The sequence below is a fragment of the Cryptosporangium sp. NPDC051539 genome (assembly GCF_044454545.1).
In the GTDB taxonomy this organism is placed as follows: Bacteria; Actinomycetota; Actinomycetes; order Mycobacteriales; family Cryptosporangiaceae; genus Cryptosporangium.
This window is the reverse complement of record NZ_JBITDV010000026.1, coordinates 1-12,083: the sequence shown is the minus strand read 5'-3', so window position 1 is coordinate 12,083 and position 12,083 is coordinate 1. Positions and strand designations below refer to the sequence as shown.

7 protein-coding genes and 1 pseudogene are annotated in these 12,083 nt (G+C 72.5%); all 8 read left to right on the top strand.

Annotated features, from left to right (window positions below; all coding sequences use genetic code 11):
• A pseudogene (locus ACIBZJ_RS42635) lies at positions 1–369 on the top strand (hypothetical protein); the annotation flags it as partial.
• A 1,719-nt stretch (positions 370–2,088) separates the two neighbouring features.
• Positions 2,089–2,706, top strand: coding sequence for a hypothetical protein (locus ACIBZJ_RS42630; protein WP_395939327.1), 618 nt, complete (start codon positions 2,089–2,091; stop codon positions 2,704–2,706).
• Between the two features lie 37 nt (positions 2,707–2,743).
• Positions 2,744–3,328 carry a TetR/AcrR family transcriptional regulator gene (locus ACIBZJ_RS42625; protein WP_395939326.1) on the top strand — a complete coding sequence of 195 codons (585 nt, stop codon included), beginning with the start codon at positions 2,744–2,746 and terminating at the stop codon, positions 3,326–3,328.
• Between the two features lie 428 nt (positions 3,329–3,756).
• Complete coding sequence (locus ACIBZJ_RS42620) at positions 3,757–4,740, top strand: agmatine/peptidylarginine deiminase (RefSeq protein ID WP_395939325.1); 984 nt, start codon at positions 3,757–3,759, stop codon at positions 4,738–4,740.
• Positions 4,731–5,639 (top strand): nitrilase-related carbon-nitrogen hydrolase, encoded by a 909-nt coding sequence (locus ACIBZJ_RS42615; RefSeq protein ID WP_395939324.1) that lies wholly within the window; start codon positions 4,731–4,733, stop codon positions 5,637–5,639. Before ACIBZJ_RS42620 ends, ACIBZJ_RS42615 begins: the two co-directional genes overlap by 10 nt.
• A gap of 10 nt (positions 5,640–5,649) precedes the next feature.
• Positions 5,650–6,831 carry an MFS transporter gene (locus ACIBZJ_RS42610; RefSeq protein ID WP_395939323.1) on the top strand — a complete coding sequence of 394 codons (1,182 nt, stop codon included), beginning with the start codon at positions 5,650–5,652 and terminating at the stop codon, positions 6,829–6,831.
• Entirely contained in the window at positions 6,800–8,719 is a 1,920-nt protein-coding gene (locus tag ACIBZJ_RS42605; protein WP_395939322.1) for an acyltransferase family protein, read from the top strand. The genes ACIBZJ_RS42610 and ACIBZJ_RS42605 overlap by 32 nt, the downstream gene beginning before the upstream one ends.
• A 31-nt stretch (positions 8,720–8,750) precedes the next feature.
• Complete coding sequence (gene secA2, locus ACIBZJ_RS42600; RefSeq protein WP_395939321.1) at positions 8,751–11,090, top strand: accessory Sec system translocase SecA2; 2,340 nt, start codon at positions 8,751–8,753, stop codon at positions 11,088–11,090.
• Positions 11,091–12,083: the final 993 nt, after the last annotated feature.

Sequence of the window (12,083 nt, the reverse complement as noted above, 5' to 3'; positions counted from 1 at the left end):
GAGGCCGAGGTCGCGGAGGCCGAGGTCGCGGAGGCCGAGGTCGCGGAGGCCGAGGTCGCGGAGGCCGAGGTCGCGGAGGCCGAGGTCGCGGAGGCCGAGGTCGCGGAGGCCACGGCGGCCCGGGCGGCGGCCCAGGTTGCTCCGGCCGAGGCTGCGCCCGGCGGGGTCGCGCCCGGCGGGGTCGCGGAAGCCGGGGTGGCGGCGGACGGGGACACGTTGGCCGAGGTTGCGCCCGGCGGGGTGGCGACGGTTGGGGCTGCGGCGGACGGGGACACGCTCGGCGAGAAGTTGGCCGGGGTCGCGTTCGACGGGGTGCCGGTGAGCGTCTCGGCAAGGCCGCTGCCGATGACGGCTTTGTTACTGGAGTGAATGGTGTTGTCAGACATCGGGGCTGATTCTCCACTGAGGACTCCGGAGCCGGACCCTCCGAATGGAGGACTGGATCCCCCGTCCGGCCATGTGGAGGCGGTCCGCGTGGGTACGACAGGACGGAGGATCATGAGTGAAACCGGTACATCCAGGAGGTCGTTCGTGGTCGAGCAGGCTGAGCCCGCGCGGGTCGTGGTCTACGCCTCGGGGGGCGCCGGCGGGTGGGGCGCACTGTTGACCTCCGGGGATGCACGGCGCGAATTGTCCGGAGTCGCCGGCGGGGACGCCGGAGGAGTCTCCGGACGGGTCTCCGACAGAGGCGAGCGCGGCGGCGCGGCCGGGAGCGGCGGCGCGGCCGGGAGCGGCGGCGCGGCCGGGAGCGGCGGCGCGGCCGGGAGCGGCGGCGCGGCCGGGAGCGGCGGCGCGGCCGGGGCTGCGCTTCGGGAGCGGATGTCGCTGCTGGCGGTGGTCAGCGCCGTGGAGCGGTTGACTCGGCCGTCTTCGGTGCTGGTGCTGACGGATAGCGACTACGTACGGGACGGGGTCGCGGCCCGGCTGTCGGGAGGTACGACCGAGGAGCGGGACGGAGATCTCTGGGGACGCCTCGGGACAGCCGTCAAGGCGCACCGGGTGCAGTGGGTGGTGGTCGACGCGGCCTTGGCCACTCGAGCCACCGAACTCGCGAACGCCGGATCGCCCCCAGCACGGCCCACCCCACAGACAGCAGCCACGCCACCGGCCGCCGCCGCCGCGCCGCACGCGGCAGCCTCACCCCGGACAGCAACCGCACCGCCGGCGGCAGCCGCACCGCCCGCGGCAACCAAGCCACAGGCCGCAGCAGCGCCGCAGGCCGCGACCGCCCCACAGGCCGCAACCGCGCCACGGACAGCAGCCGTGCCACAGGCCGCAACCGCGCCACGGACAGCAACCGAGCTGCAGGCGGCGATTCGACCGAGCGGCACCGAGGGCCGTGCGGAACGAGCAGGCGCAACGGACAGCCGCGGTAAGCGGTCGACCGGCGCGGAGGGTCGCCCGGCGCGGTCGGCTCCGGAGAGGCCGCGGGCGGAGTCGGCGGCCGGGGCGGCACTCTCAGCCGCCGAGGCGGCGGGTGGCTCGGCGCAGGGCACACCGGCACGAGACCACACAGCAGCGAACGCACCCTCCCCCCAGGCCGCGAACTCGGAGCGGAACGCACCGGCGCCGAGCGCCGCGGCGGCAGACGCACCCTCCTCGCGGGCCGCGGACTCGGAGCGGAATGCACCGGCGCCCGCCGGCGCCGCCTCCGCGCAGGCCTCGGACTCGGCGAAAAGCCCACCAGCACGAGACCGCACAACACCGGACGCGGCCACTGCGCAGGCCGCGAACTGGGAGCGGAACGCACCGGCACCGAGCGGCGCAGCGGCAGACGCAGACTCCACGCAGGCCGCGAACTCGGCGCAGAGCGCGGCAGCAGGAGACCACGCCGCACCCTCCGCGCAGTCCGCGGAATCGGACCGGGCCACACGCGGGGCCGCCCCGCCGGGAGCCGACCCCACGCAGGGAGCCGACCCCACGCAGGGAGACGCCCCCGCGCAGGGAAGCGGCCCCACACAGGCAGCCAACCCCGCACGGGCAGCCAACCCCGCACAGGGAGCCAACCCCTCACAGGCGGCCGGCCCCGGGCAGGGAAGCGGGTCGGCGGCTTCGGGGCGGGCGCTGCCCGCGGAGATCATGGCGGCCATGCGGCCGGCCAGCTCGTTGGGCCGGCCGAGCGGGGAGCGCGTGGGCCTGCCGTTCCGGGCGGGCGACCCGATTCCGGTCCGGACCGCCCCAGGCCCGGCCGAGAACGCCCACCGCAGGCCGAACACCGAGACCGGCGAGCCCGCCGAGCCCGGCGAGACCGCCGAGACCTCCGAGGCACCCGAGGAACACCGGGCAGCCGAAACAGCCGAGGCACCCCAGGCACCCCAGGCCACACCCGCCCCGCCCGACGGAGCAGGCGCGGGCCGCAGACCGGACTCCAGCGCCGAGGGCGAGGCCGCGGAGTCCGAGGACGTCCAAGACAGCGCGTCCGGCGAGGCCGCGGACGAAATGCGGGAATTCGTGGAGGAGCTGGATTTCTGGCTGGAGGAAGAGGGCACCGGCGGCACCGGCGCAGTGGACGAATGGCTGCGCGGCGCGGCGTTGCGCATCGTGGGCGTCGGCGAGGAGTCGATCACGTTCGACGTCCCGGACGGGCGGACGATCGGCCCGATCCCGGTGCCGGCCGGCATCGCCGAACAGGCCGAGCCCGGGTGGCAGGTCCGCCTGACCGCCGCCCGCACCGGCGACACCTGGCACCTCCACGCCAACGCATGACCAGCACCCGAACCCACGAATACACCCACGGCGCGGCATGACGCTCACGGCCAAAGGCGCGGCCACCCGCCGGCGCATCGTCGCGGGCGCGGCGGCCGAGGTCCGGGAGCGGGGCGTCATCGCGACGACGCTCGACGACATCCGGGCTCGTACCGGCACCAGCAAGAGCCAGCTGTTCCACTACTTCCCCGACGGCAAGGACCAGCTACTCCTGGAAGTCGCCCGGTTCGAAGCCGACCGCGTCATCGACGACCAGCAGCCCTACCTCGGCAACCTCACGTCCTGGGCGGCCTGGGAGGCCTGGCGCGACACGGTACTGTCCCGCTACCGCGCCCAGGGCCGGCACTGCCCGTTGAGCGTCGTCACCTCGCAGCTCGGCCGCACGACGCCCGGCGCACAGGCCGTCGTCAGCGAGCTCGTGCGCCGCTGGCAGGCCGAGCTGTCGACCGGCATCCGGGCGATGCAGTCCACCGGCGACGTCCGCCCCGAACTCGACCCTGAAGCGACGGCCGCCGCGGTCATCGCCGGCCTGCAGGGTGGCGTCCTCATCATGCTTTCGACGGGAGAGCTCACCCACCTCGCGGCGACCCTCGACCTCGCGCTCGCCTACCTGCGCGGGTGAAGCCCGCTGCCCCCGCCCCTGCCCCGGCCACGGCCACGGCCACGGCCACCGCCCACCGGCCCCGCCCACCGGCCCCGGCCGCGGCCAACGCCCCCAGCCACCACCCCAAGCCACCGATCACAACAATCAACCCCGAAAACCAACCGAAGGTGCAGATCGGTAGCTGTGTGTAACTTCGAAATCACGATCCGCCTGCGAAAGCCGCGGGCCTGGCCATAGCATCAGTTGGCCGCGCCGGTCCCTCCGCCCCGGCTGTACGGGAGTGCTCAGTTCGCTCGACCAAAGCGGGGTGGCTGGAACCTGTGTTGAACACCGGCGCGTTACCGACGACCGGACGTGCACGCAGGCCGAGGCGGGGTCCCTCGCGGGCTTCGCACACGCGGCCGTTACGGATGCCCCCGGAGTGGGGCCCGCACGACGCCACCTGGATGGCGTTCCCTACTCCCAACGCGACGTTCGAAGAAGACGGCAGCCCCGCTCTGGCCGACGCCCGAACCGCCTGGGCCGCGGTGGCGAACGTCGTCGTCGGCTACGAACCGGTCCGGATGCTGGTGAACTCCGCCGACCGCGCCGCCGCCCGGGAGATCCTCGACCGGCGCGTCGAACTGCTCGAGATCGATCTGGACGACGCCTGGCTGCGCGATGCCGGCCCCACCTTCGTGCACGACGTGTCCGAGGGCCTGACCAGGGCGATCGCGTGGCATTTCAACGGCTGGGGCGCGCAGTCCTGGGCATCCTGGGGCCGCGACAGGCACCTCGGCAGCCGGATCGCGCGCGCGGCCGGCGTCGAGGCCGACCGTTCGAACCTCACCCAGGAGGGCGGCGGCCTGCACGTCGACGGGGCCGGCACCGTGCTGCTCACCGAGACCGTCCAGCTCGACCCCGACCGCAACCCGGGCTGGACCCGCGCCGAGGTCGAGACCGAGATCCACCAGCGGCTCGGCACCACGACCGCGATCTGGCTCCCCCGCGGCCTGACAGCCGACTACGACGAGTTCGGCACCCGGGGGCACGTCGACGTGGTGGCGACGTTCAGTGCGCCGGGGACCGTGCTCGTGCACACCCAGCCCGACGCCGGGCATCCCGATCACGAACCGATGAAGGAGATCGGCGACATCCTGCGCACGGCCGTGGACGCGCGCGGAGAACGGTTGCGGGTGGTGGATCTTCCGTCACCGACGGTGGCCGACTTCGACGGGCGGCCGGTCGACCACTCCTACGTCAACCACTACCTGGCGAACCGGGTCGTGGTCGGGTGCGCGTTCGACGACCCGCAGGACGCGGTGGCCGCCGACGTGCTGAAACAGGCCTATCCCGGGCGTGACGTCGTGCTGGTCGATGCCCGTGACATCTTCCGCTTCGGCGGCGGCGTCCACTGCATCACGCAGCAGCAGCCGGCCCCATGGAACTGATCGTCGCCACTCCGGCGTCCTCTCCGGCGAGGGTGGCCGCGCCGGAACGCGCGCCGGTGACCGTCGGTCTGGTCCAGACCCGTTTCCATCCGGACGCCGCCGAGCACCGGGCCGTCCTCAGGGACGGCATCCGTACGGCGGCGGACGCCGGAGCGCGGATCGTGTTCCTGCCCGAACTGACGCTCTCGCGCTACCCCGGTGACGTCCGCCCGTCCGGGGCCGCCGACGCGACCGCGGAAGACCTGGAGACCGGGCCGACGTTCGCGTTCGCGGCGGCGGTGGCCCGGGAAACCGGGACGGCCGTGGTCGCGTCGCTGTTCGAGCGGGCTCCGGGCGCCGACGGGCTGGGGCTCAACACCGCGATCCTGGTGGGCGCGGACGGCTCGCTGGCGGGGCGGCGGCGCAAGACGCACATTCCCCGCACGGCCGGCTACTACGAGGACCGGTACTTCCGGCCCGGACCGGCCGACTACACGCCGCTGGACGTCGACGGGGCGCGGATCGGGCTGCCGACGTGCTGGGACCAGTGGTTTCCGGAAGTGGCCCGCTCGTACGCGCTGCACGGCGCCGACATCCTCGGGTATCCCACCGCGATCGGGTCGGAACCGGATCATCCAGACTTCGACACCGCGCCGCTCTGGCGGCACGTGATCGTCGGGCACGGCATCGCGAACGGGCTGTTCGTCGTCGTACCGAACCGGTGGGGCGACGAGGGCCTGCTGTCGTTCTACGGGTCGTCGTTCATCGCGGACCCGTACGGGCGGGTGCTGTGCGCGGCGCCCCGGGCCGCGGACGCCGCGCTCGTCGCCACGCTCGACCTGGACCAGCGGCGCGACTGGCTCACACTGTTCCCGTTCTTCGAGACCCGCCGCCCGGAAACGTACGGGAGGCTCGTTTAGCGTTCTACCGGTGCAATCGATCAGCCGTGGCCTCACGCTCCTCTTCGCGCTCGCCGGTGGCGCCGCGGTCGGCAACCTGTACTGGGCGCAACCGCTGCTGGACTTCATCGCCGGCGACCTGCACGCGTCGACCGCCGCAGCGGGCTGGCTCGTCACCGCGACCCAGATCGGCTACGCGACCGGCATCCTGCTGATCGTCCCGCTCGGCGACGTGCTGAACCGGCGCCGGCTCGTGCCGGTGATGCTGCTGTGCGCGGCGGTGGCACTGACCGCGTGTGCGCTGGCCCCGTCGTTCGGCACGCTGCTCGTCGCCATCTCGGTGCTCGGAGTGACCACCGTCGCGGGACAGATCCTTACCCCGCTGGCCGGCGACCTCGCCGACGACGCGGTACGGGGCCAGGTGGTCGGCACGGTGGTGTCGGGCCTGCTCGTCGGCATCCTGGTCTCCCGCACGATCAGCGGGCTGGTCGCCGACGCCTTGGGCTGGCGGGCGATCTTCGGCGTCGCCGCGGTCGTCGCGGTCGTGCTCGCGGTTCTGCTCTACCGGAACATTCCGACGCTGCCGCCGAAGACCCGCGTGCCGTACCCGGCGTTGATCGCGTCCGTCTTCACGGTGATCGCCCGCGAGCGGGCCGTCCGCTGGACGCTCGTCCTCGGCGGCACCGGCTTCGCGTCGTTCACGATGTTCTGGACGTCGCTGACGTTCCTGCTCAGCGCACCCCCGTACCGGTATCCGGTGTCGGTGATCGGGCTGTTCGGTCTGGCCGGTCTGGCCGGAGCACTGGCCGCGCAACGGGCCGGGCGGCTGCACGACCGCGGCCTCGGGGTGGCGGCGATGGGCGTCGCCTGGGCCGTGACGCTGGGGGCGTTCGTCCTGGCCGGGGTCGGACGCGAATCGGTCGTCGTCGTGCTGATCGCGGTCGTGCTGCTCGACGTGGCGATCCAGGCCGGCAACATCCTGAACCAGGCCCGGATCCTGGCGGTGTCGGGCGAGGAGCGGAGCCGGTTGAACACCGCTTTCGTCACCGGGAACTTCATCGGTGGGGCGGTCGGGTCGGCGGCGGCCGCGGTCCTGTGGAACGCGGGCGGCTGGACGGCGGTCTGCGTGGCCGGAGTCACAGCAAGTGTGTTGGCGTTGATTGTCTGGGTACTGGGCCGCAGTGGCCCCCTCCGCGTCCGTCCCGCATCCTGAGCCCAGTCCGAAACTGGGCTACAGACCAGCTCTGGACGGGCTGCGGGCCGTCGCCGTCCTCGCGGTGCTGGTGTACCACCTGGGTGCGTCGTGGCTGCCCGGCGGGTTTCTCGGGGTGGACCTGTTCTTCGTGCTGTCCGGGTTCCTGATCACGACGCTGCTCCTGGAGGAGTGGTCGGCCCGGGGACGGATCGACCTCGGGACGTTCTGGCTGCGGCGGGCGCGCAGGCTGCTGCCCCCGGCGCTGCTCGTCGTGGCGGCGGTGATGGTCGTCGGCTGGCGCACGGTGGATCCGTCGCAACTCGGGCGGTTGCGCGCCGACGGACTGTGGACGCTGTTCTACGGCGCGAACTGGCACCTGATCGGGTCGGGCCAGTCGTACTTCGACGCGTTCGCGGCGCCGTCGCCGTTACGGCACGCCTGGTCGCTGGCGATCGAGGAGCAGTTCTACCTGGTCTGGCCGCTGGTGCTGCTGGTCGTGGTGTGGAAGGCGCGGCGGTTCCTGCTGCCGGTGATCGGCCTGGTGATCGCGGTCTCGGCCGTGCTGATGGCGGTGCGGTACACGGCCGAAGACCCGTCGCGGGCCTACTACGGGACCGACACCAGGGTCTTCGAACTCCTGATCGGTGCCGCGGCCGCCGTTCTCCGCCCCCGCGTGGGGCGTGTGGTCACCGGGATGGCCGCGGCCGGCGTTCTCGGCGGGCTCCTGTTCGTGCACGACGAGTGGGCCGGGTTCTACCGGGGCGGCGCGGTGGCCTTCGCGATGGTGGCCGCGGTGCTGGTCGTGGGCACTCTCGCCCACCCGGCGCGGGTCCTGACCGCGGGGCCGGTGGTGGGGCTCGGGCTGATCTCGTACGGGGTCTACCTCTGGCACTGGCCGGTCTACTGCTGGCTGGACGACGCCTGGCTGCCGACCACCACCTCCGGCACCCTCGCCCACGGCACGGCCAAGATCGCGCTGACGCTCGCGCTCTCCCTGGCGTCGTACTGGCTGGTGGAGAAGCCCGTCCGGCGCGGAGCGTTCGGCCTCACCGGCCGGCGCATCATCTTCGCCGCACCCACCGCGATCGCCGCGGTAGCCGCCCTCACGCTGGTGGCGACGGCCGCCGCCACCGCTCCGGCGCAGGTCGAGGAACGCGACGTCACCGCGCTCTCGACGCCTCGCACGATGGTCGCCGCCACCCCGGCCACCCAGCTCCGTCTCGCTACCGTCGGCGACTCCGTCGTCAAGAGCCTCGCCCCCGGCCTCGCGCGGGCCGCCGACGAGCGCGGCTGGTCCTACACCGACGCCAGCGTCAGCTCCTGCTCGGTCGCCGGTCTGCTGATGCTCGAGGAGGACGGCAGCCCCTGGTCGACCGGCACGGTCTGCCCGCAGGTCGTGACGACCGTGCAACAGCGCCTGATCGACGAGGAACGGCCGGACGTCATCCTGGTGCACTCCCGCTGGGAGACCTACCGGGTGCGCGGCGCCGACGGCGACCCGGTCGACGTCGGCACGCCCGCGCACGAGCAGTTCGTCGCGAACCAGCTGCGGCGGACGATGGAGCGGCTCACGTCCGGCGGGGCCCGCGTCGTCTGGATCGACTCGACCCCGATGACCGAATCGCTCTGCCGCCGCCTCGGCCACCCCACCGCGACGTGCGAGCACACCGCGGCCGACCCGACCGTCGACGCCTACAGCGCGTTGCGCCGCCACGTCGCGGCGCAGTTCCACGGGCGGGTCACGTCGTTGTCGCTCACCGACCTGCTCTGCAGCGACGAACGCTGCCCGGACACCGTCGACGGCCGGACGCTGCGCCCGGACGGGTTGCACTTCTCCGAAGAGTCCGCCGAGACGATCGTTCCGGAGCTGCTCGAACGCGTGGCGCGCGCACTGGTGCTGCCTTAGCGGCGATGCCTGCCCTAGTACTCTCGCTCGAATGGGACGCGAATCCGGGTGGCGAGGCCGGCTGACCGGGGCAGTTGCCCGGTTAAGGAATGAACCGGGCACGGCTGACCTCACCCGGCTGCAGCCGGTGGTCACGAGGGCGGCCGACCGGAGAGACGAGATCGCCGAACTCGACGACGACGAGCTGCGTGCTGCCGCCGAGGCGCTGCGCACCGGCTCCGACCTCGACGACCTCGAGCTGATCGAGTTCTGCGCGGTCTCCCGCGAGATCGGCAAGCGGGTCTGGGGCCTCGACGCGTTCGACGTCCAACTGCTGGCCGTCGTCAACATGGTCCGGGGCAGCCACGTCGTGGACATGGCCACCGGTGAGGGCAAGACGCTGGTCGGCGTCCTGGTGGCCGCCGCCTACAGCTGTGCCGGTCGCCGGGTGCACGTCCTGTCGGTCAACGACTACCTGGCCCGCCGTGACGCGGAGTGGTCGAGCGAGTTCTTCTCCTGGTTCGGGCTGACGGTCAGCGGCATCACGTCCGGTCTGTCCGACGACGAGCGCCGGGAGGCCTACGGCGCCGACGTGGTCTACGCCCCCGTCCACGAGGTCGGCTTCGACCTGCTGCGCGACCGCCGCCGGACGTCCCGCGAGGCGATGGTCCTGCGGTCCGGCGACTCCGACGTCCGCGACGTCGCGGTCGTCGACGAGATCGACGCGGTGCTGCTCGACGAGGCGCTGGTCCCGCTCGTGCTCGCCGGCGACTCCGGCGCCGTGCACGACGGCCGCGACATCGCGTCCCTGGTGCGGAGCTTCCGCCTCGGTCACGACTACGAGGTGGACGACGAGCGTCGCAACGCCACTTTCACGGACGCCGGCCTGCGGGCGATCGAGCGTTTCCTGAACGTCGGGAACCTGTTCGAGGACGAGCACGTCGGGGTGCTGACCGCCGCGAACCTGGCGTTGCACGCCGAGGTGCTCGTCGATCGGGACGTGGACTACCTGGTCCGCAACGACCGGGTCGAGATCATCAGCAGCTCGCGCGGGCGGACCGTCGACAAGCAGCGCTGGCCCGACGGTCTGCAGAGCGCGGTCGAGGTCAAGGAGGGGCTGGTCGTCTCGTCGGCGGGCGAGGTGCTCGACCAGATCCTGATCCGGGCGCTGGTCACCGGCTACCGGACCGTGACCGGGATGAGCGGTAGCGCGCGCGAGGCCGCCGGGCAGATCGACGAGTTCTACGATCTCAAGATCGGCGTCGTGCCCCCGGCCAAGCCCAACATCCGCGAGGACGAGGAAGACCGCCTCTACGCCGACGCCGAGTACCGCGACGACGCGCTGTTCGCGTTCCTGGCCGAAGTCCACGGCACCGGGCAACCGCTGCTGATCGGTACCCGGAGCGTCGCGACGTCGGAGTACTGGAGCGACCGGCTGGCCAAGGAGGGCATCGAGCACGTCGTCCTGAACGCGCGCAACGACGAGGCCGAGGCCGAGATCATCGCCGAGGCCGGACGCCGGGGTGCGGTGACCGTGTCCACGCAGATGGCCGGTCGAGGTGTCGACATCGTGCTCGGCGGTTCGGATGCTTCGTCGGCCGAGGAAGTGCGTTCGCTCGGTGGGCTGTGCGTGGTCGGGATCGGGCGCTACGACTCGGCGCGGCTCGACCGGCAGCTCCGCGGCCGGGCCGGACGCCAGGGTGATCCGGGCCGGTCGGTGTTCTTCACCAGCGTCGACGACGATCTGGTGCAGGAGCAGGCGCCGGACGTGCCGCAGATCCGGGGTCTCTCGGCCGAGGGGGAGGTCGAAACCCCCGCGGTGCGCAAGCACGTCGAGCACGCGCAGCGGGTCGCGGCCGGGAAGCTCGACCAGATCCACCGCAAGACCGTCCGCTACAACGAGATCGTCGAGAGCCAGCGGGCGGCGACGCTGGAGTGGCGTGCGGTGATCCTGGACGCGGAGACACCCGACGACCTCGGTGACTGGCTCAGCCTGGAGGCGCTGGATCGTCTGGACGAGATCGATTCCCAGGTCGCGATGGCGACGGCGGCCCACGTGTTGCTGTTCCATCTCGACCAGGCCTGGGCGGAGCACCTGGCCGACCTCGCGGGCATGCGGGAGGGCATCCATCTGCGCATCCTCGGGCGCGAAGCACCGCTGGACGAGTTCAACTCACTCGCCGTGAACGCGTTCCGCCCGCTGCGCGAACGCGTCGTCGAGGCCGCGGACAAAACGCTGACGACCGCGGACCTCACCGACGAGGGGATCGATATGGAGAACGCCGGCCTGCGGCGGCCGACGTCGACCTGGACATACATGGTCGCTGACACGCCGTTCAGCACCGCCGAAGACGGCTTCTTCTCCGCCCTGGCCAAGACCATCCGCGGCTAGCCCGCCCTCGCCCCAGCCCCAGCCCCCGCCTCCGCCGCCGCCTCCGGGCTGGGGCGAGCTAGGGGCAGGGGCGAGCTGGGGGCAGGGGCGAGCTGGGACTGGGGCGAGCCGGACCGAGGCGAGCCGGGGCCAAGGCAAGCTGGGCCGAGCCGAACCGGGCTACGCCGAGCCGAGCTGGCGCCGAGGCCGGGACAGGCCGAGCTGCGCCGAGTTGGGGCCGAGCAGAGCCAAGCGAGCCGGACGGGGCCGAGCCGAGCCAGGCGGGCCGAGCCGAGCCAGGCGGGCCGAGCCGGGCGGGGCCTAACGGGGCTGAGGTTGGACCAGGCCGAAGTAGAGCCGAGGCGCGCGCCGAACCGCCCGGGCGCGGGCTTGACCGGGTTGGAGCCAGGCCGAGCCGGGCCAAGGACGACCGCACCGGGCCGCAGCCTGCAGGGCCGATCCACGACACCGCGTAGCCCCACCAGTGAGCCTCGGTCGGGGCGGAACTGAACCAAGCACGGACCCACCGGCGGCGCAGCCTGCGACGCCGATCACGACAGTCGTGGCCCCAACAGCGGGCCCCCGGCGGCGTCGACCCACCACGGGCCTGGCCCAGCAGGGGTCTCGCCGGACGCAGCCGAGCCGGCCAAGAAGGCCAGCCCGAGCGCGGCCTTAGTACTGCAACGGCATTCGGCACGGGACCGGCCGGTCCGGCGTCCGGGTCGTGTGACGGGGGTCCCATGCTCTGGACTCCGTCTCGTCGACTGGGACGACCCGTCTGATTCCCGTAACAAGTCCGGGCTGTTTGGCTGGTCATGGGCGAATCATTCGGGGGAACGCCGAGATCGATGGAACATCACCCACGCGAAAGCACCAGCAACTCTCCATCGATAACCATTTCCGCTGGACTCATCGGCGGACTAGGGCGTGTTTGGTAAGTCGGTCAGAGCCACTCGGTGATGGCTGTGATGGTGAGGACGGCTTGGTATCGGACGGCGAGTTTGTCGTAGCGGG

Excerpts from the sequence above, each read along its gene's own strand:
- ACIBZJ_RS42630 (WP_395939327.1), top strand. The coding sequence starts at position 2,089 with ATGCGGCCGGCCAGCTCGTTGGGCCGGCCGAGCGGGGAGCGCGTGGGC.
- ACIBZJ_RS42625 (WP_395939326.1), top strand. The coding sequence starts at position 2,744 with ATGACGCTCACGGCCAAAGGCGCGGCCACCCGCCGGCGCATCGTCGCG.
- ACIBZJ_RS42620 (WP_395939325.1), top strand. The coding sequence starts at position 3,757 with ATGGCGTTCCCTACTCCCAACGCGACGTTCGAAGAAGACGGCAGCCCC.
- ACIBZJ_RS42615 (WP_395939324.1), top strand. The coding sequence starts at position 4,731 with ATGGAACTGATCGTCGCCACTCCGGCGTCCTCTCCGGCGAGGGTGGCC.
- secA2 (WP_395939321.1), top strand. The coding sequence starts at position 8,751 with ATGGGACGCGAATCCGGGTGGCGAGGCCGGCTGACCGGGGCAGTTGCC.